This is a genomic window from Nocardioides humilatus (genome assembly GCF_008373755.1).
Lineage (GTDB): Bacteria > Actinomycetota > Actinomycetes > Propionibacteriales > Nocardioidaceae > Nocardioides > Nocardioides humilatus.
On the sequence record NZ_VUJV01000009.1, the window covers coordinates 13,719 to 35,383 of the forward strand.

Below are 21,665 nucleotides of genomic sequence, written 5' to 3' on the forward strand. Positions count from 1 at the left end.
CCGCCCCTTGGAGGGCACCGTGTTGCCTGCCGACCAACGGATGGCGCATCCCACCGCGTTCCGACACGCCGTCAAGGCGGGCCGTCGGTCGGGTTCGCGCACCCTGGTCACCCATGTCGCTGTCGCGGCCACGCCCACCGGAGCTCCGGCTCAGGTGGGCTTCGTGGTGAGCAAGGCGGTCGGCAACGCCGTGGTGCGCAACCGGGTCAAGCGCCGACTCCGCCACCTGGCCCGAGCGCGGGTCTCTCGCCTGGAGCCGGACGCGCTGGTCGTCGTACGAGCGCAACCGGCGGCGGGCGCCGCCTCCTTCGAGGAACTCGCTTCCGACCTCGACCGTTGCTTGGACAGGAGCCTCGGCGCGGACGCCGGCTCCGGACAGGCGGGTCAGTGAAGTGGGTCTTGGTCGCGCTGCTGCGCGGCTACCGAGCGTTGATCAGCCCGCTCTACGGCGAGGTCTGCCGTTACTACCCCTCCTGCTCGGCCTATGCACTCGAGGCAGTGCAGACCCACGGGAGCGTCAAGGGCAGCTGGTTGACCGTCCGCCGCCTGGCCCGCTGTCACCCGTGGGCGGCCGGCGGGGTCGACCACGTCCCCCCCAAATCCCCTGCATCACGGGGCCGCAGCAGTGCGGCGCACTGTGAACACATCGAACAAGGAGTCTGAGTGGGCATCCTCGGCGACATCGGCCACTTCATCATGGTGCCGCTGTACTACATCATCTCGGCGGTGCTGCTCGGCTGGCACGAGCTGCTGACCCTCGTCGGTCTCGATCCCGATGGCGGCGCCTCCTGGGCCTTGTCGATCATCGGCCTGACCCTGGTGATCCGTGCAGCCCTGATCCCGCTCTTCGTGAAGCAGATCAAGTCGAGCCGCAACATGCAGCTGATCCAGCCGAAGGTGCGGGAGCTGCAGAAGAAGTACGGCCACGACCGGCAGAAGCTGGCCGAGGAGACGATGAAGCTCTACAAGGACGCGGGCACCAACCCGTTCGCTTCGTGCCTCCCGATCCTGCTTCAGATGCCGATCTTCTTCGCTCTCTTCCGCCTCATCGACCAGGCTGCGAAGAGCGGCAAGGCGCACGGCTTCCTCGACTCCGACGGAGCGAAGAGCTTTGCCAACGCCGAGGTCTTCAACAAGATTCCGCTCGCCGACACCTTCTGGGGCTCCCGCACGTGGGGCGACGCGGCCAACGCGCCCGTCATGATCGTCGCGGCGATCCTGGTGCTGGCGATGACGGCGACCACCTTCACGACCCAGCGTCAGCTCATGGCCAAGAACATGCCGGCCGACGCCCTCAGCGGCCCCTACGCGCAGCAGCAGAAGATGCTGCTCTACATCCTCCCGGTCGCCTTCGGCCTCGGTGGTGTCGCGTTCCCGGTCGGTGTCCTCCTCTACTGGACGACCTCGAACCTGTGGACGATGGGCCAGCAGTTCTACGTCATCCGCAACAACCCCGCTCCCGGCACGCCCGCCTTCAAGGCGAAGCAGGACCGGGACAAGGCCAAGGCCGCGAAGCACCCCGAGAAGTACCCGTCCTACGAGCCCGGCGCGGAAGGTGCCGAGGTCGAGGACACCGAACGTCGTCCCGCACAGCGCCAGCAGCCCTCGCGGCAGACGCGCGCACAGCGGAAGTCCGGCAAGCCGGGCACTGGATCCAAGCCCAACCAGGGAGGCAGCAAGTGAGCACCGAGACCGAGACCGAGCTCGACGAGACCACGACCGACACCGCCGCTGCGGAGATCGTCACCGACGACAGCAGCCTGGTCGCCCGGCTCGAGCGTGAGGGCGACATCGCCGCCGACTACCTCGAGGAGCTCCTCGATATCGCTGACCTCGACGGCGACCTCGACATGGACGTCGAGGCCGACCGTGCCGCGGTCTCCATCGTGGGCGCTGACCTGGCGCAGCTGGTCGGGGGCGACGGCAAGGTGCTCGAGGCTCTCCAGGAGCTGACCCGCCTCGCCGTCTACCGCGAGACCGGTGAGCGGTCGCGTCTGATGCTCGACATCTCGGGCTTCCGCGCGGACAAGCGGTCCCGCCTGACGAAGCTCGGCGAGGAGACCGCGGCCCAGGTGAAGGAGTCGGGTATGTCGGTCTCCCTCGAGCCGATGTCCCCCTTCGAGCGGAAGATCGTGCACGACGCTGTCGCCGCCGCGGGCCTGCAGTCCGAGTCTGAGGGCGTGGAGCCGCGGCGTTACGTCGTGGTGCTCCCGGCGGAATGATCCGCAGGCGTTTCACGTGAAACATCTCGCTGGCGACGCTGGCGATGCAGGGCCCGTGCCGGCTGCGGCACGGGCCCTGTTCCCTGCTGAGCGCCTTTCGCTCGTGGAGCAGTACTGCTCTCTCCTCGCCACCGACGGGGTGGTGCGCGGGCTGATCGGTCCGCGCGAGGTCCCGCGCTTGTGGGAGCGGCACCTGGTCAACTGCGGCCTGATGGCCTCGGCGCTCCCCCAAGACGCGACGGTGGCCGACATCGGCTCCGGTGCCGGCCTTCCTGGCCTCGTCATCGGCATGGCGCGGCCCGACCTGCAGGTGACTCTCGTGGAGCCGCTCCTTCGGCGCACGACCTTCCTGGAGGAGGTGGTGGCGTCGTTGGAGCTGACCAACGTGACGGTGCGGCGGGATCGCGCCGACGCACTCCACGGGTCCGCGACCTTCGACGTGGTCACGGCCCGTGCGGTCGCGCCGCTCGAGCGCCTGCTCGGCTGGTGCATGCCTCTGGTCGCTCCCCGAGGCGCGCTCATCGCCATGAAGGGGGACTCCGCTGAGGCCGAGATCGCCGAGGCTGGCGCGACGCTGAAGAAGCTGGGTTGCGCCACTCCCCTCATCGAGGTCCTGGGTCTCACCGGCGATGCTCGCGATCCGGAGCAAGGCGCTGATCACGAGGGTCCACAGACCCGGGTGGTACGGGTTACCTGGGCGGACCCAGCGCGAGTATCGTTGCCGACTTCTGGGGGTCGCGGCGGAGCTCGGTCCAGCCACAACAACCGGCCTTCGCGCCGGAAGAGGAGACCTTCGTGACCGAGCGGTTCGGTGGGCAGCGACCCACCGACGACAGAGCCGGCCCAGAGTTTTCCACCGCTCCAAACCCTCATGCTGAGCCTGAACTTCCACAGCTAGACGCGACTTTTCCACAGGAGGCCCCGGTGTCGGGTGAACCGACCGAGCAGACCCACGACGTAGTTTCTGACGACGTTTCACGTGAAACAGCGGCAGCCAACGTTTCACGTGAAACCGGGTACGCGATCCGCACTGCCGGCGATCTCGCCGACTTCCCGCCTCCGCTGGATGACCACCAGACTCCCCTTGCGGTGGCGGCCCACCAGTCGGTGTTCTACCGCCAAGGAATTCAGCGGCAGACGGTCCCCCGTCCTGACGGCACCCGGATCTTCGTGGTCGCCAACCAGAAGGGCGGCGTCGGCAAGACCACGTCGACCGTCAACATCGCGGCGGCGCTGACCGAGCTTGGCCAGCGAGTCCTCGTGATTGATCTCGACCCGCAGGGCAACGCGTCGACCGCGCTCAACATCGAGCACCGCCAGGGCACGCCGGGCACCTATGAGGTCCTGGTCGAAGGGCTCTCCATTGAGGAAGCCATCAAGAGCTGCCCCGACTGCGAGGGGCTCGACTGCGTGCCGGCCACGATCGACCTTGCTGGCGCCGAGATCGAGCTCGTCAGCGTCGTAGCGCGCGAGGGGCGCCTCAAGAAGGCGATCCTGGCCCATCCCAAGGTCGGCACTGCCGCGGAGGCGGGCGAGGACCGCTACGACTACGTCCTCATCGACTGCCCGCCGTCGCTCGGCCTGCTGACGCTCAACGCGCTCGTCGCCGGCGTGGAGATGATGATCCCGATCCAGGCGGAGTACTACGCACTTGAGGGCCTCGGACAGCTGCTCTCAACGGTCGACATGGTCCGGGCTCACCTCAACCCCGAACTGGCGGTGTCGACGATCGTGCTGACGATGTACGACGCCCGCACCCGCTTGGCGGCCGGCGTGGCCCAGGAGGTTCGCGAGCACTTCGGCGACCAGGTGCTCAAGACCGCGATCCCGCGCTCGGTGCGGGTCTCGGAGGCCCCGTCCTACGGGCAGACCGTCATGACCTACGATCCGGGTTCGCCGGGCGCACTCAGCTATCTGGAAGCCGCACGGGAGATCGCGACCCGAGGGAGCCTGCTTTGAGCAACAACGCGCCGCGCCGTGGACTGGGCCGCGGCCTCGGGTCCCTGATCCCGACGGCGCCGCCCGAGGCGACTCCCCCGCCGGTCGGCGACGGTACCGCTGACGGCACCCCCTCCGCGGGCGTGCCGGGCACGGTGACCACGCAGCCGCCGGTCGTGTCGACCCCGGTGGCGTCCGCTCGCACCGGCTCTCGCGAGCTCGTGCCCGTCGAGGGCGCCTACTTCATCGAGCTCGACCCCACCTCGATCCGACCCAACCACGTCCAGCCCCGTCAGGTCTTCGAAGAAGAGGCGATGGCCGAGCTGGTGCACAGCGTGCGCGAGATCGGCCTCCTCCAGCCGATCGTCGTGCGCGAGATCGAGCCGGGTGCCTTCGAGCTCATCATGGGCGAGCGTCGGTGGCGTGCGGCCCAGAAGGCGGGCCTGGAGAAGATCCCGGCCATCGTCCGTGCCACGGACGACTCCGACATGCTGCGCGACGCGCTGTTGGAGAACCTCCACCGCTCGCAGCTCAACCCGCTCGAGGAGGCAGCGGCCTATGCCCAGCTGCTCGAGGACTTCGGCTGCACCCATGACGTGCTGGCTCAGCGGATCGGCCGATCCCGCCCGCAGATCAGCAACACACTGCGGCTGCTCAAGCTGAGCCCGGCGGTCCAGCGACGGGTGGCGGCCGGCGTGCTGTCGGCCGGTCACGCCCGGGCCCTGCTGGCCGTCGACGACGCCGACATCCAGGACCGCCTGGCGGCTCGGGTCATTGCCGAGGGCATCAGCGTGCGCGGGCTCGAGGAGATCGTGGCGGTGGGCGACACCGGCTCGACGAAGGCGCGAGCGACCCACGCCAAGCCTTACGCGCCGGGCCTCACGGAGATCTCGGACCGGCTCGCCGATCGGCTCGAGACGCGGGTCAAGATCGACATCGGCAAGGCGAAGGGCAAGATCACGGTCGAGTTCGCGACGCTCGAGGATCTGCGTCGGATTGTCGACATCATGGACCCACGCAACCGCTCGGACCGGCCGATCTAGCCTCTGACCTGCGGAAACGGGTTTCGAGGCTCGCTTCGCTCGCACCTCAACCACCGAAAGTCGACAAAGCGACTTGTAGACCTATCTACAAGTCGCTTTGTTCATTCGGCGGCTTTCTCGGCCGCCTTCTCAGCTGCCTTCGCGGCCCGAGCGGCCTTGCGTGCAGCGAGCTCCTCGGTGTCGAGGCGCGCCGCCTCCTCGGGCGTCGGAGCGGAGCCACCGAAGCGGGCCGGCGTCCACCAGGAGCCGGGCTTCTTCTCGTCTTCGGGGTAGGCCGCGATGACCTCGTCGAGCATGGCGGCCATCCGCGCACGCAGCTCCTCGGACTCGGCCGTCGGGTCCTCACCGGTCGGGTAGAGGGGCTCACCGACCTTGACGGCGATGGTCTTGCGCGAGCGCGAGAAGTCCCGCGGGTGGTCCTTGGTCATGAGGCGGTGTGCACCCCACACAATGACGGGTATCAGCGGCACACCGGTCTCCGCGGCGATCCGGACGGCACCGGTCTTGAGCTCCTTGATCTCGAAGGAGCGCGAGATGGTGGCCTCGGGGTAGATGCCGACGACCTCGCCCATCTCGAGGTAGCGCTTGGCGTCCTCCATCGACTGCAGGCCCGAGGCCCGGTCGACCCGGATGTGGTGGAACGAGCGGAGCAGGTGGCCGACGCCGGGCTTGTCCATCATCTCGCGCTTGATCATGAACCGGACCAGGCGCTTGGACGGGTTGGCGCCGAGGCCGCCGTAGATGAAGTCGACGTAACCGGTGTGGTTGATCGCGAGCAGCGCGCCGCCCTGCTTCGGGACGTTCTCCGTGCCGGAGAGCTGGAACCGCTGGCCGAGGACGCGGAAGAGGACCTTGGCGGTCACGATGACGGGCGGGTAGGTGATGTCTCGCACCGAGCGAGTCTGACAGCCGGCGCTAGCAGATGAAACTGCGGTCCACGGCAGAACCGGTCCGAAAACCTGTCCCGTTCGAACAAAAAGCGGCGGATCTACCGGCGAGTAGCCAAGAACTCTGCGATTCGCCCGATCGCTTCCTCGAGGACGTCGACGTCGGGGAGCGTCACGAGCCGGAAGTGGTCGGGCGTCGGCCAGTTGAAGCCGGTGCCGTGGGTGACCAGGATCTTCTTGGCCCGCAGCAGCTCGATGACGAACTGCTCGTCGTCGTCGATGGCGTAGACCTCGGGATCGAGCCGCGGGAAGCAGTAGAGCGCGCCCCGGGGCTTCACCGACGTGACGCCCGGGATCTCGTTGAGCAGCCGGTGGGCGAGCATGCTCTGCTCGTAGAAGCGGCCTCCGGGCACGATCAGCTCGTTGATCGACTGGTAGCCGCCGAGGGCGGTCTGGATCGCGTGCTGGGCCGGCACGTTGGCGCACATGCGCATGTTGGCGATGAGCGTGAGGCCCTCGAGGAACTCCTCGGCGATCTCCTTGGGGCCCGAGATCATCACCCAGCCGGCGCGGTAGCCACAGACGCGGTAGGCCTTGGAGAGGCCGCTGAACGTCAGGCACAGGACGTCAGAGCCCGCCGCGGCCGCCGCGTGATGGTGCACGGCGTCGTCGAAGAGGATCTTCTCGTAGATCTCGTCGGCAAAGACGACCAGCTGGTGACGGCGGGCGATGTCGACGAGCGCCTCGACCATCTGCTTGCTGTAGACGGCACCCGTGGGGTTGTTGGGGTTGATGATGACGATGGCGTGCGTGTTCTCGGTGATCTTGGACTCGATGTCCTCCAGATCCGGCATCCAGCCGTTGTCCTCGTCGCACCGGTAGTGCACCGGCGTGCCGCCCGACAGCGTCACCGCGCCCGTCCAGAGCGGGTAGTCGGGTGCCGGCACCAAGATCTCGTTGCCGTCGTCGAGGAAGGCCTGGAGCACCATCGAGATGAGCTCGGAGACACCGTTGCCGATGAAGACGTCCTCGACGTCGGTGTCCTTCAGGCCGCGCGACTGGTAGTACTGCGCGACTGCGGTGCGGGCGGAGTAGATGCCCTGCGAGTCGCTGTAGCCCTGCGACTCCGGCAGGTGGTGCATCACGTCGGCCAGGATCGCCTCGGGTGCCTCGAAACCGAACGGTGCCGGGTTGCCGATGTTGAGCTTGAGGATGCGGTGCCCCTCGGCCTCGAGGCGCTGCGCCTCGACGAGGATCGGGCCGCGCACGTCGTAGCGGACGTTGCGGAGCTTCTTGCTCTGGCGGATCTTGCGCACACGGCATTCTCGCAGCCCCGCGTGTGCGACTCCACGGAGATATCGCCCGTGGAGATCTACTCTTGATGATGTGGCCCGTACGACGGTCCCTCTGACGCTCGATCACCTCGCCGCGCTCGACGCGCTGGGGGTGCCGTGCCGCTCCTGCCTGTTCTGGGAGCTCGACCCGGTCCGGCGCGACCGCCTGACCGAGCCCGAGACCCGCGCGGAGGTCAAGGAGTCCTGGGTCTCCGAGGTCCTGCGCGAGTGGGGATCGTGCGGTCGGGTGGCACTGGTCGACGGGGAGCCGGTCGGCTACCTGACCTACGCGCCGCCGTCGTACGTCCCGGGCGCCGCTCAGTTTCCGACCGCCCCCGCCTCGCCCGATGCGGTGCTGCTGACGACGGCGTTCGTCGCCGATGGCTACGACGGGGTCGGCATCGGCCGGCTGCTCGTGCAGGGGATGGCGCGCGACCTCGTCGGCCGGGGCGGCATCCGTGCCGTCGAGGCGTTCGCTGCCGGCGGCAACCGGCTCACCGCGGAGACCGGGTGCCTGCTGCCCGCGGAGTTCTTGGCCCGGGTCGGCTTCAAGACGCACCGACCGCACCCCCGCACCCCTCGGATGCGGATGGAGCTGCGCTCGCTGGTCACTTGGCGCGACGAGGTCGAGGCAGCGATCGAGCGGCTCGTGGGCGCCGTACGGCCCAAAAAGAACCCGACGCCCGCACACCGCGAGTAGAGCGGTGCCGGGCGCCGGGCAATGAAGCCGGGGGACGGATCAGGCGATGAAGTCGGCCAGCTCGTTGAGGATCGCGGCCTTCGGACGGGCGCCGACGATGGTCTTCACGACCTCGCCGTTCTGGTAGACGTTGATCGTCGGGATGCCGGTGACGCGGTAGGACGCGGGGGTGACCGGGTTCTCGTCGACGTTCATCTTCAGGAAGGTGATCTTGTCGCCGTGCGCGGCGTTGATCTCGTCGAGGATCGGGGCGACCTGGCGGCACGGACCGCACCACTCGGCCCAGAAGTCGACGAGCACGGGCTTGTCGGACTTGAGGACCTGCGTGTCGAACTCGGAGTCGGTGACGGCGGGGATGTTGCCCACGGTGCTTCCCTTCGGCGGTGGTGGATCCGGGTGGATCCGGGGGGTGGATCAGTTGGAATGATTGCTCAACACGGAGTGGCGGGGGGATGTTCCCTCGCCCATGGTGACGGTTCAGACGGGCTGGGCGCCGACCTCGGCGGCCGTGTCGTCGGCCGAGCCGGCCGATGACGCGGTGTGGTCGAGCATCGCGAGGTAGCGCTCGGCGTCGAGCGCGGCCGCGCAACCGGTGCCAGCTGCGGTGATCGCCTGGCGGTAGTGGTGGTCGACCACGTCGCCGGCGGCGAAGACGCCCGGCAGGTTGGTGGCGGTGCTGGGGTGCTTCACGAGCACGTAGCCGTTGTCGTCGAGGTCGACCTGGCCCTGGAGCAGCTCGGAGCGCGGCTCGTGGCCGATCGCGATGAACAGGCCGGTGGCCGCCAGGTCGCGCGTCTCCCCGGTGACGGTGTCGCGCAACGTGATCGACTCGAGCGACTCCTCGCCGTTGATCGAGGCGACCTCGGAGTTCCACACGATCTCGAGCTTGGGGTCGGCGAACGCCCGCTCCTGCATGATCTTCGACGCGCGCAGCGAGTCACGACGGTGGATCAGCGAGACCTTGCTGCCGAAGCGGGTGAGGAACGTCGCCTCCTCGATGGCCGAGTCGCCACCGCCGATCACGGCGATGTGCTGCTCGCGGAAGAAGAAGCCGTCGCAGGTCGCGCAATAGGAGACGCCGCGGCCCGAGAGCTTCTCCTCGTTGTCGAGCTCGAGCTTGCGGTAGCCCGACCCGGTCGCGAGGATCACCGCCCGGGCCCGGTAGGTGGCGTCCGCGGTCTTCACGATCTTCTCGTCGCCGGTCAGGTCGACCTCGACCACGTCGTCGGCGATCAGCTCGGCACCGAAGCGCTCGGCCTGGGCCTTCATCTCGTCCATCAGGGCCGGACCCATGATGCCGTCGCGGAAACCGGGGAAGTTCTCGACCTCGGTGGTGTTCATCAGCGCGCCGCCAGCGGTCACCGAACCCTCGAAGACCAGCGGGGCGAGCTGGGCCCGCGCGGCGTAGACCGCAGCGGTGTAACCGGACGGGCCGGAGCCGATCACGATGACGTTGCGCAGGTCGGTAGCGGTGCTGTCGGACATGGTGAGGAACCTCGATGCTGGCGGGTGGTCGGGTCGCGTCGAACGGACGCGACACCTGTGCAACCCCGATCGTAAGGGGCGGCATTCCCGGGTGTGAGGGGAGTGACCCTCGGTAGGACGGGAGGAGCCGTCCGACAGCGGCGCGTCAGCCGTTCGTGGGCAGCGTCGTCGACCGCAGGACCTCGGCGGTGCCGCACTGCAGCACCTCCACCACCTGCGAAGCGCCCATCGGCTGCCGGAACTTCACGTAGGCCGGAGCGCCGTCGTAGCGGACCGCCACCAGCACGCCGCGGTTCCACGGCGCGTCGGCACAGGTGAAGCCGACGGGCGCGTGGATCAGGGTCTTGCCATAGCGAGCAGTGGCCGGCGAGGGGAGGAACTCCGCCTGGATCCGGGCCAGGTCGTGGGTCAGGTGCTGGGACCGTACGACGTAGGCACGCTCCGCAGGGACGCGCTTCTCCCACGGCGCGTCGGCGAACTCGCCGTTCAGCTCGTCGCCGTCGGCCGTCTCGGGACGGAGGCCCTTGTCGTCAGCCGCGGCGGCGTCTTCTCCGCGCTCGACGCTGGTCCCGGTCGCCGCGGAGTCGTCCATGCCTTCGGAGCCCGAGTTGACGAGCGCGCCGACGCCGAGCCCCAGGACCGCCACCGCCGCTGCCGCTCCCAGCAGCGCGACGACCCGGTGCCGCCGGGTCCGGACGAAAGGATGGATGCTCGCCTCAGACCCGGTCGCAGGCGTCGGCTCGGGACCACTGACGAAGCGTTCAGCGGCCAGGCCCACCAGGGCTTCGTCGAGGCGGGCAGCGACGTCGGGCGGGATCGGGTCGGTGACGCGAGCGTCGGACAGGAGCGCGCGGAGACGCTCCTCGTCGCGCGGGGAGACGGGGTCGAGCTGTTCGTCGTGCTCGTCGGTCATCAGGGGTCCTAGCTGCGGGGTCAGACGGGATCAGCGGCAGGATCGCCGGGTGGTCCGCGTCGGGACACCGATCCGACGTCCGGGATCGCGCGGGGGTTCCCGGCAACGGTCGTCGGCCCGGTCTCCTCGCCCTCGTCGTCGAGCAGCGGTCGCAAGATGACGGCGAGCTTGGCCCGCCCGCGGGCACAACGGCTCTTCACCGTGCCCTCGGCACAGTCGAGGATCTCGGCGACCTCGGCGACCGGATAACCCTCCATGTCGACGAGCACCAGCGCCGCCCGCTGCTCGGCCGGCAGTTGGGCGAGCGCGGCGAGCACCACCGCCCGACGCTCGTTGCGGATGCCGTGCTCGGCGGGATCGAGCTCGTCGTCGGACGGAGACGTCGCCGACGCCAGCGACCCGCGCCCCGACTCATCGAGGTCGTCGGGCAGGGGTTCGGCGCGTCGTACCTTCGCCGCCCGCAGGCGGTCGAGGCACGCGTTGACCACGACCCGGTGCAACCACGTCGTGACCGCAGCCTCGCCACGGAAGCTCCCCGCACGCCGGAACGCCGCGACCAGCCCGTCCTGGAGGCCGTCGGCGGCCGTCTCGGGATCACCGGTCGTGCGCAGGGCGACCGCCCACAAGCGGTCGCGGTGGCGGGCGAAGAGCACCCCGAACGCCTCGGGATCGCCGGCGACATGGGCGGCGAGCAGCTCGGCGTCGGTGCTGACTGCCTCATCGTCCATGGACCACCACCTCCGCCAGCCCGACCCGGTAACCGCCGGACACGACGGGCAGCGAAGTGAACCACACGACCACGTAACGACCGGTCACCGCGGTGTCACCCTCAGGCGACGCCGGCTCGAGCGTCAGGTCGCCGGCAGATGCGGTGTCGGCGGCAACGGGCTCGCCCGTCGGGGCAGCCTCCGGGAGGGTGTCGGTCACGAAGAGCTGGACGTCGGTGGGCGATCCCACCAGGTCGAGGTCGACAGCAGCGATCTCCCGCACGGCGCCGAGGTCGAGATAGAGGCCGACCCCGGACTTCAGGGCGGGCGCCGACGGGCCGAGCTGGTCCTGGTAGGTCGAGGTCGTCCAGGACGTCGCCGGGTCGCCGTCGACCGCCAGGCCGACCTCGGCGTCGTTCTCCTCGCCGTCGCTGCTGAGCGGGTCGAACGACGCCGCCGTGACGCCGGCGAGCGGCGAGTCCGACGACGCGGTGGTGTCGGTCGTTCGGGAGTTCCGGGAGGCGTTGCCTGACGGTTCGTCGCGCTCGGCTCCGAGCGGCGTGCGGCCGCGGCCGAGGTTGAAGGCGACCACCACGGCGACCAACAGCAACAGCGTCGCGGCGATGACCATCGCCAGTCGCAGCCAGTTGCGGCCCGGGACCACCTCGTGCTCAGCGGTGTGATCGGCTGTCCTGCCAGGTCCGGCCTGGCCGGTGCCCGTGTCCCACGGCCAGAAGCCCGCCGCCGCTACCGACGGGTCGGTGGCGTGGGGCATCGCCGACGGGTCGATGCGGAGGCGCCGCGAGGGCGCGCCCTCGGGCGGCTCCGGCGCGAAGAGCGGCCGCTCCGGAGGCGGCTCGAACGGCGGCGGCGGTGGCGGTGGGCTACTGCGGGCGCGCAGCCACTCGACTTCGTCGTCCTCGTCGGCGAAGACCGGCATGCCGGCCTCGGTCGGGATATCGACCTCGACGGAATCGAGGGCGCCGATCGGGTCGACGCTGGCGAAGGCGGTCGGGTCGGCGGAATGGCGCAGCTCGGCGACCGACGGGATCGGCGGCTCGTCGAGCGCGGGGAGCGGCGCGGGTTCAGGATCCGGCTCGCCCTGCGCCGCCCGCTCGAAGTCGCGGACCGTCATCTCCGGCACCTGCGGCAGCACCACCGGCCGGATCTCGTTGATCGGCGGGATCGAACCGGCCAACGCCTCCGGCAACCCCGACGGATCACCGCCGAGGTAGTCCATCAGCCGCTCCCGCACCGCACCCGCGGTCGACACCTCCAGCTCCTGGTGCTGGGGGCCCGGCCACCGCCGCCGGTGAGGGGCGTCGTCGGAGATCTCGGTCCACAACAGGTCGAGCGGCCGCGGCACCCCCGCTCGCACCCGCCGCGGCGGGAGTACGGCGTCATGATCGTGCGGCGCCCCCGGCACGATCGAGTCCGACGGACCCGGCCAGGTCGCCGTCAGCGCGCAGTAGAGGACCCCGCCGAGATCGTGGCGGTCCTGGTCGATCCGGCCGGCCGGCAGGCCGTGCAGGGCGGCATCGACGCACAAACCGATCAGCCGGACCGCGCCCAGCCGGTCGATGAGGACGTTCTCGGGGTTGAGGCGCCCGTGCGCGACCCCGCGGGAGTGCGCCGCCGCGAGGGCGCCCGCCACCTCCGCCGCGAGCCAGGCCGAGCGACGCGGCCCCAACGGGCCACCCGCCGTCACCAAGATGTCGAGCGACGTGCCCGTGCCCCACTCGTTGACCACGAAGCACTTGCCGTCCAGGATCTCCGCGTCGAGGACCCGCAGGATCCGCGCATCCAGCACCGTCGCCGACTCGCGCGCAGCGGCCATCAACAGCGGTGCGCGCGGGTCCTCGGCAGAGATGACGTGCAGGGCGACGTAGCGCTCGAGGATGTTGTCGTGGGCACGCCAGAACCGCCCGCCGCCGCTCTCGGTCAACAGGTCGATCAACCGATAGCGGCCGGCCAGCACGTCGCCCGGCCGAGTCGACGTCGCCATCCAGTCCTTCTGTCCCGACTGCATTTGTTCGCTCGAGGCGCCTGCACTTTCCATCGTAGGGCGGGGAGGTGGGGTGTGGTGGGAGTTGGGTGTCGGGCCGGTCTTCGCGGGTGGGGGACGTCTCCGCGGGGGTCAGGAGAGGAGCCCTACAGGCGCAACGCGTCTGCGCCGCGCGCGGCCATTGCCTGGTTGCGCGCCGTCGTCGGTTCCGAGCCGCGAGCGTCGCAGCCGAAGCGCCCCGGGCACCTCTCCTGACCCCCGCGGAGATGTCCTCGTCGCTTCAGGTGAGCGCGTGGCCGAGGAAGGCGAGCTGGTCGGGGAGGATCCTTCTCCAGTAGCCCCTGTCGTGGCCGCCGGGGGCGTAGACCGCTTCGACGGGGACCGCGAAGCCGGCGACGTAGTCCTCGACGTCGTGGAGGAAGGGGTCGCCCTTGCCGCAGTCGATGCGGATGTCGGTGCCGACCAGGGACTCCTGGTGGCCGAAGACGGTGTAGTCGTCGTACTCCTCGGTGGAGGCGAAGCCGCTGCTCGAGGCCTCGTTGGGGTCGCTCCACACCGCGGGGCTGGCGGCGGCGACGGCGCGGACGCCCTCGGTGCCGATCGAGGGGGCGAGGTGGAGGACGCCGTAGCCGCCCATCGACCAGCCGATCATGCCCAGGCGGGTGAGGTCGAGGTCGGCGAAGGTCGGGTCGGCGGTGACGGCCTGGAGGAGGTCGTCGTGCACCATCGCGCCGGCGTCCTCGCCGTCGTGGGGGTGGAAGTAACCGGTGCCGCCGTCGACCGTGACGATGGCGAAGGGCGTGACCCCGTCGGCGACGGCCGCGGCGAGGAAGCGGTCGATGCCGACGTCGATCGCCCAGGTGTGGTCGGCGCCCAGCGGGTGGAGGGCGATCACGACCGGGAGGCCGCGGGGCCCTACGTCCGGTGGGAGTACGACGGCCCAGCCGACCTCGCGGCCGGGCATGTGCGGTGTCGTGAAGCCGCCCGTGGATATCGAGCCCGGCACGATATCGGGCACCTCACCGTCGGGGCCGTTGAGGCCGAGGTGCTCGTAAGCCCAGACCCGGCCGGGGAGCCAGTCCTGCTCGACGGCGTAGCCGCCGCCGACCGCGGCGCCGGTGCCCACGACCCCGCCGATGAGCAGGCCACGGCGGCTGAGGCGCGGGCGGCGCGGGTCAGTCACGGACGTTCCACGCGCGTGGGTGCCCGGAGGTTGTCATCAGCCTCGACGCAGGCGACCGGCGACGGTGTCGATCACCGAGGTGATCTCGCGCAGCTGGAGCGGCTTGGCGAGAGCGACGAGCACGCTGAGGTCGACGACCCCGAGGAAGGCGACCTCGACGGCCGACCACCACCAGGCCTCCGCGTCGGGGGCGTGCGACAGGAGCTCGTCGAGGACCAGGTCGACACCCCACGCAGCGGCGGCGGCCACGCCTCCGGCGACGAGGAGCCGGGCGAGGAAGCCGAGCATCGAGCCGATCGGCAGCCCGCCGAGCAGGCGCGACAGGACGCCGAAGGAGATCAGGGAGCCGATGCCGTAGGCGGCGCTGTAGGCCAGGACCAGCATCGGTGAGGTGTGGTCGGGGTCGGCGCGGTGGACCAGGACCAGAGCCGCGGTGATGTTGACGGCGGCGATGACGCACTGGATGAGGAAGACAGTGCGGTTCTGCTCGAGGGCGTAGAAACCGCGCAGCGTCAGGTAGTGCAGCGTGAAGAAGACGACCCCGATGCCGAAGAGCGACACCGTGGTCTCGAAGCGGGGGTAGGTGTCGGCCGTCGCGCCGTGGCCCCAGAGCACCTGCGACATCGGCAGGGCGATGAAGGGCAGGACCATCGCGAAGGGGATGACGACGGCGAGCGCGGTGCGGATGGTGCTCACCAACGTGCGCGCGAGCGCCGCGTTGTCGCCGGCCGCGGCGTGTGCGGAGAGCCGGGGCAGGATCGCCGTCGCCAGCGAGACGGTGATGATCGAGTGCGGCACCATCACGGCGAGCTGGGCCGAGGAGTAGATCGTGATGCCAGTGCCTTCGGCGGAGGCGGCCGTACCGCCCGAGGCCAGGCGTACGACGACGACGAAGGCCGCCTGGTTGACCACCACGAACAGGACGGTCCACAGGCCCAGGCGCAGGGTGTGGCTCAGGCCGGTGCCGCGGAAGTCGAAGCGCGGTCGGATCCGGATGCCCGCGGCCCGCAGGTAGGGCACGAGGATCACGAACTGGGCGACGATCCCGAGGGTCGATCCGACCCCGAGGAGGAGCTCCTCGTTGGTCGAGAAGGCGCCGTACTGCTCGCTCGTGGAGGCCGGTCCGAACGCGAAGAGGTAGACGACGAGCACGCCGACGGCGATGACGTTGTTGGCGATCGGCGCCCACATCATCGGGCCGAACCGGCCGCGCGCGTTGAGCACCTGACCGACCAGCACGAACATGCCGTAGAAGAAGACCTGCGGCAGGCAGTAGCGCGCGAAGTCGACGGCCGACTGACGCTGCTCGGCGAGCCCGGGTTCGGTGAACTGGGTGTCGAGCAGGAGGCGCATCACCCACGGCGCCGCGAGGACCAGGAGCACGGTGACCGCGCCGAGGAAGAGCACGGCGAGGGTGAAGACGCGGTCGACGTAGGCAGTGCCCCCGTCGTCGTCGGACTTCATCGCGCGGACCAGCTGAGGCACGAGCACGGCATTGAAGACGCCGCCCGCCAACAAGATGTAGAGCATGTTGGGGACGGTGTTGGCGATCGTGAAGAGGTCGGCGTGCAGACCTCCGCCGAGGGCGGCGAGGAGCAGGGTCGAGCGGATGAAGCCGCTGAACCGGGAGACGACCGTGCCGGCTGCCATCACCGCGCTGTTGGCGAGGATCCCGCGCTGCTCGCCCGCGTCCGTGGGCTCGGTCATGCAGCGGCCTTCTTGCGCCCTCGGAACCGGCGGTAGAGGCGCAGGGCGATCGCGACGAACAAGATCGCGACGCCCGACCCGAGGATCAGCCAGATCACCTCGCTGACCTGACCGGACCGGATCGGCACCTCGACGCTCGAGCCGAGCTCGGTGCCGTCGACGTCGGTCACCGACAGCGTCACGTTGTGCACGCCGGTGTCCTTCGCGTGGGCCTCGAGCGGGATCGTCGTACGGCTGCCGGCCGCGAGGACGACCTCGTCGCCGACGTCGATGGTGAGCTCGCCGTCCTCGCTCGTGGCGGCGATGCGCACGGTGACCGTGCGGTTGAGGTGGTTGTTGACGGTCACGGCGAAGGTGCCGTCGGCGCTGGCGAGCGTCACCCCCGGCGGGCCCTTGATGTCGACCGATCCCAGCCGACGTTCGATCCAGCGACGCGAGCGCGCCAGCCGCTCGGCGTCGCCCGCGGGCGCGGTGCGGAAGTGGTAGGACGCCCCGGCCAGGGCCTCGTCGCGCACGTCGCCGGCGACCGCACCTGCCTCGGTGAGGAGGTTCTGGAGCGTGCGGCCGTCGTTGATGAGCCGACTCACCTCGTGGAAGACCGTGGAGTCGAGCTCGGCGGTCTCCTGGTTGGCCGGGTAGCTCAGCGAGGAGGGGTCGACGGTGGTCGGCGTGCGGTCGGTCGCCTCGGAGACGGTGGTCAGGTGGAGCCAGTCGGCCTCCAACCCGTCCCAGAAGGTCACCGCGCGGTGGATGTCGACGTCACGCGGCACGACGACGATCAGCGGGTGGCGCTTGCCGGGCGTGGTGAGGCGCACGGCCGCTTCCGCGAGCACCCGCTGGCGGAAGGAGATCGCGCTGAGCCGCGGCTCGGGGCCGGGTCCGCCGGTGGCGGCGCCGTAGGACGTCGCTGCGACGGCGTGGCCGTCGTAGTCACCGACGACCGGGGCGCCGTTGGGAAACTCGGTGCGGCCGAACATCCGGTCGGTGACCAGGAGGGTGCTGTCGTCGTCGATGCCGGGCAGTGCCGACGGGTCGAGGTAGCCGCCGGGCGAGGCGATGACCGGGATGGTCGGGGTCTCCCATGCCGACAGCACGTCGCTCGTGCGTTCCCGGGCGATCGGGTAGAGGTCCGGCAGCCACTGGGGCGTCGCCGACATGTCGAGGTCGCCGTAGGGGAGCTCGAGGACCTCCTCGTCACGCAGCTGGACCTCGACGGAGTCGAGCCACCGGCCCGCTGCCTGGGCGATCGGGTCGTCGGTGGGGTCGGTCTCGTCCTCGGCCTCGTCGCTCGGAGCGTCGGTCGGCTCGGTGCCGGCGTCGTCGGACTCCGGACCGAGGTCGCGCGGCGGGTTGCCGCGGCGCAGGCGTCGCGCGGCGTCGAGCACGGCGGGGTCGACGAGCCAGTTCACGGGCTTGCCGATCGCCGAGGAGCCGAAGGCGAGGGGACCGCCGAGCTCGCCGGTGGTGTCGAACGCGTCGGCCCACTCCTGGCGGTGCGCGAGGGCGCCGCTCGGCAGGTAGCGGATCCGGTAGCGCAGCGGCACGACGATCGCGGTGTCGACGGCGCCCTTGACGCCGCCGGGTCCGCGGGGGACATAGGGCAAGAAGGTCCGCGCCCGGCCGTCGGCGAAGTCGTCGCGCGGGGTGCTCTCGCTCTGGCCGGAGGCGTGGACGCCGAACCAGTAGACCCCCGGGGTCGTGACGGGCAGGAGTCGGCGCGGCACCGAGATGGAGTACGGCGCCACCTCGCCCGGCTCGAGCTCCTCGATGCTTGCGCTGACGTCGGTGATCCGGTTGCCGACCACCGTCTCCGGATCGGTCTCGGCAGCAGCGACGAGCTCCCGCGACGTCGTCATCGGCGCCGGGCAGCCGGGGCAGTCGCCCGCGTTGATGAACGGGTAGAGGCTGATCCCCGACCAGGTCTCCACGTCGCGGTTGGTCACCGTGCCGGAGACGACTACCGGGCCTCGGTCGGGCACCTCGCCGGGCGTGAGCTCGTCGATCGTGATGAGGAGCGGGGCGTCGTAGGCCCGGGCCTTGGCCGTGCCTTCGGCACTCGCCGGGGCGGCGATCAGGAGGCCGGCCGACACTGCTGCCAGGGCAGCGTGCAGCGTCAGTCGGCGGAAGACCACGCCCCGAGGGTAGTGGGGGCTGCTGTGAGGACAGGGGAGGGCGCTGCCCGACGGGCGGTCGTCCGTAGACTCCCGGGCGTGTCCGAGCCTCACTCGCCCTCGTCCGAGCCGCTGCGGCTCGTCGACGTGCAGCAGTCGGTGGCCGCGGAGCTGGACCGCGTCGCGCCGGTGATCGACGAGCTCGGCGCGCTGTTCGCTGCCGCCGGTCACGAGCTCGCCCTCGTCGGGGGTCCCGTGCGCGACGCGATGCTCGGGCGCCGCTCCAACGACCTGGACTTCACGACCTCGGCACGGCCCGAGCAGACCGACAAGATCTTGAAGTCCTGGGGCGACGCCTGGTGGGACATGGGCCGTGACTTCGGCACCATCGGCTGCCGCAAGGGCGACTGGGTCGTCGAGGTGACGACCTACCGCTCCGAGGCCTACGACCCCGACTCCCGCAAGCCCGAGGTCAAGTACGGCGACACGCTCGCCGGCGACCTTGGCCGTCGCGACTTCACGGTCAACGCGATGGCGGTGCGGCTGCCCGGTCAGGCGATCGAGGACCCGTACGGCGGCGTGGTCGACCTCGCCAACAAGGTGCTCCGCACGCCGGGTCGGCCCGAGGACTCCTTCTCCGACGACCCGCTTCGGATGATGCGCGCGGCCCGGTTCGCGGCCCAGCTCGGCTTCGCGGTCGATCCGTCGGTGGTCGCGGCGATGCGCGACATGGCGGACCGGATCACCATCGTCTCGGCCGAACGGGTGCGCGACGAGCTGGTCAAGTTGATCTGCGCGCCCTTCCCCCGCCTGGGACTGACGCTCCTCGTCGACACCGGGCTCGGCGACCACGTGCTGCCCGAGCTGCCGAGACTCAAGCTCGAGCGCGACGAGCACCAGCGTCACAAGGACGTCTACGAGCACACGCTGACGGTGCTCGAGCAGGCGATCGACCTCGAGGACCGCCTCGGCGGTGAGCCCGACTTCGTGTCGCGGTTCGCGGCGCTGATGCACGACGTCGGCAAGCCGAAGACCCGACGCTTCCTCGACGACGGCACCGTGACCTTCCACCACCACGACGTCGTCGGCGCCAAGATCACCCGCAAGCGGATGCAGGCGCTGCGCTTCTCCGGTGACGAGACCGCCGCGGTCTGCCACCTCGTCGAGCTGCACCTGCGCTTCCACGGCTACGGCTCCGGCGAGTGGACCGACTCGGCGGTCCGTCGCTACGTCCGTGACGCCGGCGACCAGCTCGCCCGGCTGCACGTCCTGACCCGGGCCGACTGCACGACTCGCAACCAACGCAAGGCCGAGCGGCTCCGTCGTACCTATGACGACCTCGAGGACCGCATCGACCGGCTGTCGCAGGAGGAGGAGCTGGCCTCGATCCGGCCCGACCTCGACGGCAACCAGATCATGGAGATCCTCGGCATTGCGCCGGGTCGCGAAGTCGGCGACGCCTACAAGATGCTGCTCGAGCTCCGCCTCGACAACGGTCCGATGAGCGAGGAGGAGGCCACCGCCGCGCTTCGGGCGTGGTGGGCCTCACGCTGAGACTGCTACCTGGGTCGGATGTCCGCGACGCGGTGTTCGCCTAGGGTCGCGCAGCATGACGACGATCGAGGCGAAGACGCTCGAAGCAACCATCGACATCGCGGCTGACCCGGAGCGGGTGTGGCCCCTCGTGGCCGACCTTCCGGGCATGGCCCAGCGGAGCCCGCAGGTGGTGCGGTCCTTCCAGACCGGTGACGGCACCGTCGGTACGACGACCGTCAACATCAACCGCAGCGGCTGGAAGGTGTGGCCCACCCGGGCCAAGGTCATCCGTCACGAGGCGCCGCGGGAGTTCGCCTTCCGGGTGAAGGACAACAAGACGATCTGGTCCTACACGCTTGAGCCGCTCGCCGATGGCGGCACCCGGGTCGTCCAGCGCCGTGAGGCACCCGACGGGCTCGCCCCGGCCTCGGCGAAGCTTCAGGGCCTGATGATGGGCGGTCTCGCGAAGTTCGACGAGGAGCTGCTCGCCGGCATGCGCACCACGCTGGAGCGGATCAAGGTCGAAGCCGAGCGCTAGGCAGACGCCCGGCGCTAGCCTCGAGCATGCGGTTCTGGGACCTGGGCTCCCCGGAGGTCGCCGCCGCGGACGCCGAGCCGTGGGACGGCCCGCTCTCCGGTGCGGTCCGACCACTGCCCAGTCTCGCGCTGGTCCGGATGACCTTGGCCGCGATCGCCCTGTCGCTCCAGGCCGGGACCATCGCGATCGTCTACTCGCAGGTGGCGGGTGATGGCGCAGCGCATCCCGACACGTCGTTGGCGCTCGGGCTGTTCACTGCGACGGCCGGGCTGGCGATGGCCGTCGGGCTCGTGGTGCTGTCCGCCCGCGTCATCCGGCGGTACGCCGCCTTCTTCATGGTCACCGTCGTCCCCACGATGGGACTGATCTCGACCGCCGCGGTCTGGGCGATCGGTCCCGAGTTCGGCATCAGCGTGGTGTTCTACCTCGAGGCACTCCCGTTCGCGTTCTACGCCTTGCGCCCCCGGTGGGCCGCGATGTGTGCCGCCAACGTCGTCGTCGGCTGTGGTGCGGTGATGTTCCTCCAGGACGGGTGGGACTACCCGCTCCTCCAGTGGGTCATGGTGACCTCAACGGTCGTGGGCGTGGCGTGGATCGTCGGCATCGCGGCGGAGCGCGCCGAGCGGCTGGCGGACTCCGAGCATGAGGCGCGGGTGGAGCTGGCTGATCTCAACCACACCCTGGAGGACCGGGTCGCCGGGCAGGTCGAGGAGATCGAGCGGCTGGGGGAGCTGCGTCGGTTCCTGCCGCCGCAGGTGGCCGATGCCGTGATGTCTGCCGACGCGGCGACGGTCACAGCTCCGCACCGGGCGCGGATCGCGGTGTTCTTCTGCGACCTGCGGGGTTTCACGGCTTTCACGAAGGAGTCGGAGCCGGAGGAGGTCGTGGCTGATCTCGACCAGTACTACCGGACCGTGGGTGAGGTGCTCCAGCGTCACGGCGCGACGTTGGGTGGCTATGCGGGTGACGGGATCATGGCGTACGTCGGCGACCCGGTGCCGCACGAGCAGCCCGCGCGGGCGGCGATCGGCATGGTTGCGGAGCTGCGTGAGCCGCTCGACGTGTTGGTCGATGAGTGGCAGCGGCGTGGTCATGACCTGAGCTACGGCATCGGGGTCGCTTGCGGTTACGCCACGCTCGGTGTGGTCGGCTTCGACGGTCGGTACGACTACACGCCGCTGGGCGGGGTGGTGAACCTGGCCGCACGGCTCTGCGGCCAGGCGGGTGCGGGTCAGGTGCTGGTCGACCACGCCACCTACGCCGAGCTCGACGGCACCGCGGTCTGCAAGCCGGTCGAGGGGCTCGAGCTCAAAGGCCTCGGCGTGCAGAAGGCCTACGTCTTGGCCTAAAACGCGA

21 protein-coding genes are annotated in these 21,665 nt (G+C 70.1%); 11 read left to right on the forward strand and 10 right to left on the reverse strand.

The window, feature by feature from the left end:
* The first annotated feature begins 19 nt into the window (after window positions 1-19).
* The 7 genes from rnpA to F0U44_RS20605 all read left to right on the forward strand — a co-directional run bounded on the left by rnpA (window position 20) and on the right by F0U44_RS20605 (window position 5,203).
* Complete coding sequence (gene rnpA, locus F0U44_RS20575) at window positions 20-391, forward strand: ribonuclease P protein component (protein WP_149730268.1); 372 nt, start codon at window positions 20-22, stop codon at window positions 389-391.
* A complete protein-coding gene (gene yidD, locus F0U44_RS20580; protein WP_149730269.1) occupies window positions 388-663 on the forward strand; it encodes a membrane protein insertion efficiency factor YidD in 276 nt (91 codons plus the stop codon). Before rnpA ends, yidD begins: the two co-directional genes overlap by 4 nt.
* A 33-nt stretch (window positions 664-696) precedes the next feature.
* Complete coding sequence (gene yidC / locus F0U44_RS20585; protein ID WP_438616538.1) at window positions 697-1,683, forward strand: membrane protein insertase YidC; 987 nt, start codon at window positions 697-699, stop codon at window positions 1,681-1,683.
* Window positions 1,653-2,222 (forward strand): Jag family protein, encoded by a 570-nt coding sequence (locus F0U44_RS20590; protein WP_438616539.1) that lies wholly within the window; start codon window positions 1,653-1,655, stop codon window positions 2,220-2,222. The genes yidC and F0U44_RS20590 overlap by 31 nt, the downstream gene beginning before the upstream one ends.
* 16 nt (window positions 2,223-2,238) lie before the next feature.
* Complete coding sequence (gene rsmG / locus F0U44_RS20595; protein ID WP_246160720.1) at window positions 2,239-3,021, forward strand: 16S rRNA (guanine(527)-N(7))-methyltransferase RsmG; 783 nt, start codon at window positions 2,239-2,241, stop codon at window positions 3,019-3,021.
* A gap of 290 nt (window positions 3,022-3,311) precedes the next feature.
* Window positions 3,312-4,181 carry a ParA family protein gene (locus F0U44_RS20600; RefSeq protein WP_246160722.1) on the forward strand — a complete coding sequence of 290 codons (870 nt, stop codon included), beginning with the start codon at window positions 3,312-3,314 and terminating at the stop codon, window positions 4,179-4,181.
* Window positions 4,178-5,203 (forward strand): ParB/RepB/Spo0J family partition protein, encoded by a 1,026-nt coding sequence (locus F0U44_RS20605; protein ID WP_149730272.1) that lies wholly within the window; start codon window positions 4,178-4,180, stop codon window positions 5,201-5,203. Before F0U44_RS20600 ends, F0U44_RS20605 begins: the two co-directional genes overlap by 4 nt.
* 101 nt (window positions 5,204-5,304) lie before the next feature.
* Here F0U44_RS20605 and F0U44_RS20610 read toward each other — a convergent pair whose 3' ends face one another.
* Window positions 5,305-6,096, reverse strand: coding sequence for a lysophospholipid acyltransferase family protein (locus F0U44_RS20610; RefSeq protein WP_149730273.1), 792 nt, complete (start codon window positions 6,094-6,096; stop codon window positions 5,305-5,307).
* A 95-nt stretch (window positions 6,097-6,191) separates the two neighbouring features.
* Window positions 6,192-7,406, reverse strand: a complete 1,215-nt coding sequence (locus F0U44_RS20615; RefSeq protein WP_149730274.1) for a pyridoxal phosphate-dependent aminotransferase — start codon at window positions 7,404-7,406, stop codon at window positions 6,192-6,194.
* A gap of 70 nt (window positions 7,407-7,476) precedes the next feature.
* Here F0U44_RS20615 and F0U44_RS20620 point away from each other — a divergent pair, with 70 nt between their 5' ends.
* Window positions 7,477-8,124 (forward strand): GNAT family N-acetyltransferase, encoded by a 648-nt coding sequence (locus tag F0U44_RS20620; RefSeq protein ID WP_149730275.1) that lies wholly within the window; start codon window positions 7,477-7,479, stop codon window positions 8,122-8,124.
* Between the two features lie 39 nt (window positions 8,125-8,163).
* Here F0U44_RS20620 and trxA read toward each other — a convergent pair whose 3' ends face one another.
* From trxA to F0U44_RS20665, 8 genes are all read right to left on the reverse strand, one after another.
* Entirely contained in the window at window positions 8,164-8,490 is a 327-nt protein-coding gene (gene trxA, locus F0U44_RS20625; RefSeq protein WP_149730276.1) for a thioredoxin, read from the reverse strand.
* A 111-nt stretch (window positions 8,491-8,601) separates the two neighbouring features.
* Window positions 8,602-9,609: a thioredoxin-disulfide reductase gene (gene trxB / locus F0U44_RS20630; protein ID WP_149730277.1), complete on the reverse strand. Its 1,008-nt coding sequence runs from the start codon at window positions 9,607-9,609 to the stop codon at window positions 8,602-8,604.
* A gap of 145 nt (window positions 9,610-9,754) precedes the next feature.
* Window positions 9,755-10,522: a hypothetical protein gene (locus tag F0U44_RS20635; RefSeq protein WP_188113596.1), complete on the reverse strand. Its 768-nt coding sequence runs from the start codon at window positions 10,520-10,522 to the stop codon at window positions 9,755-9,757.
* 20 nt (window positions 10,523-10,542) lie between these two features.
* The gene (sigM, locus tag F0U44_RS20645; RefSeq protein WP_149730280.1) at window positions 10,543-11,250 is read right to left on the reverse strand and encodes an RNA polymerase sigma factor SigM; all 708 of its coding nucleotides are present in this window, start codon (window positions 11,248-11,250) and stop codon (window positions 10,543-10,545) included.
* Window positions 11,240-13,234: a protein kinase family protein gene (locus F0U44_RS20650; protein ID WP_149730281.1), complete on the reverse strand. Its 1,995-nt coding sequence runs from the start codon at window positions 13,232-13,234 to the stop codon at window positions 11,240-11,242. Before F0U44_RS20650 ends, sigM begins: the two co-directional genes overlap by 11 nt.
* 280 nt (window positions 13,235-13,514) lie before the next feature.
* Window positions 13,515-14,417: an alpha/beta hydrolase gene (locus F0U44_RS20655; protein WP_149730282.1), complete on the reverse strand. Its 903-nt coding sequence runs from the start codon at window positions 14,415-14,417 to the stop codon at window positions 13,515-13,517.
* A gap of 36 nt (window positions 14,418-14,453) precedes the next feature.
* The gene (gene murJ / locus F0U44_RS20660) at window positions 14,454-16,124 is read right to left on the reverse strand and encodes a murein biosynthesis integral membrane protein MurJ (protein ID WP_149730283.1); all 1,671 of its coding nucleotides are present in this window, start codon (window positions 16,122-16,124) and stop codon (window positions 14,454-14,456) included.
* On the reverse strand, window positions 16,121-18,256 hold the full coding sequence (locus F0U44_RS20665) for a DUF6049 family protein (protein ID WP_149730284.1): 2,136 nt from the start codon (window positions 18,254-18,256) through the stop codon (window positions 16,121-16,123). The genes murJ and F0U44_RS20665 overlap by 4 nt, the downstream gene beginning before the upstream one ends.
* A gap of 78 nt (window positions 18,257-18,334) precedes the next feature.
* Between F0U44_RS20665 and F0U44_RS20670 the strand changes: the two genes are divergently transcribed.
* The 3 genes from F0U44_RS20670 to F0U44_RS20680 are packed head-to-tail and all read left to right on the forward strand — an operon-like array spanning window position 18,335 to window position 21,658.
* Window positions 18,335-19,789, forward strand: a complete 1,455-nt coding sequence (locus F0U44_RS20670) for a CCA tRNA nucleotidyltransferase (protein WP_188113597.1) — start codon at window positions 18,335-18,337, stop codon at window positions 19,787-19,789.
* Window positions 19,790-19,844: 55 nt separating this feature from the next.
* On the forward strand, window positions 19,845-20,309 hold the full coding sequence (locus F0U44_RS20675; protein WP_149730285.1) for an SRPBCC family protein: 465 nt from the start codon (window positions 19,845-19,847) through the stop codon (window positions 20,307-20,309).
* Between the two features lie 26 nt (window positions 20,310-20,335).
* A complete protein-coding gene (locus F0U44_RS20680) occupies window positions 20,336-21,658 on the forward strand; it encodes an adenylate/guanylate cyclase domain-containing protein (RefSeq protein WP_149730286.1) in 1,323 nt (440 codons plus the stop codon).
* Window positions 21,659-21,665 lie beyond the last annotated feature (7 nt).

What these genes read in the sequence shown, in the direction of transcription:
- yidC (WP_438616538.1), top strand. Translation starts at nt 697, where the DNA reads ATGGTGCCGCTGTACTACATCATCTCGGCGGTGCTGCTCGGCTGGCAC.
- trxB (WP_149730277.1), bottom strand. Translation starts at nt 9,609, where the DNA reads ATGTCCGACAGCACCGCTACCGACCTGCGCAACGTCATCGTGATCGGC.
- F0U44_RS20635 (WP_188113596.1), bottom strand. Translation starts at nt 10,522, where the DNA reads ATGACCGACGAGCACGACGAACAGCTCGACCCCGTCTCCCCGCGCGAC.
- sigM (WP_149730280.1), bottom strand. Translation starts at nt 11,250, where the DNA reads ATGGACGATGAGGCAGTCAGCACCGACGCCGAGCTGCTCGCCGCCCAT.
- F0U44_RS20650 (WP_149730281.1), bottom strand. Translation starts at nt 13,234, where the DNA reads ATGGCGACGTCGACTCGGCCGGGCGACGTGCTGGCCGGCCGCTATCGG.
- murJ (WP_149730283.1), bottom strand. Translation starts at nt 16,124, where the DNA reads ATGACCGAGCCCACGGACGCGGGCGAGCAGCGCGGGATCCTCGCCAAC.
- F0U44_RS20675 (WP_149730285.1), top strand. Translation starts at nt 19,845, where the DNA reads ATGACGACGATCGAGGCGAAGACGCTCGAAGCAACCATCGACATCGCG.
- F0U44_RS20680 (WP_149730286.1), top strand. Translation starts at nt 20,336, where the DNA reads ATGCGGTTCTGGGACCTGGGCTCCCCGGAGGTCGCCGCCGCGGACGCC.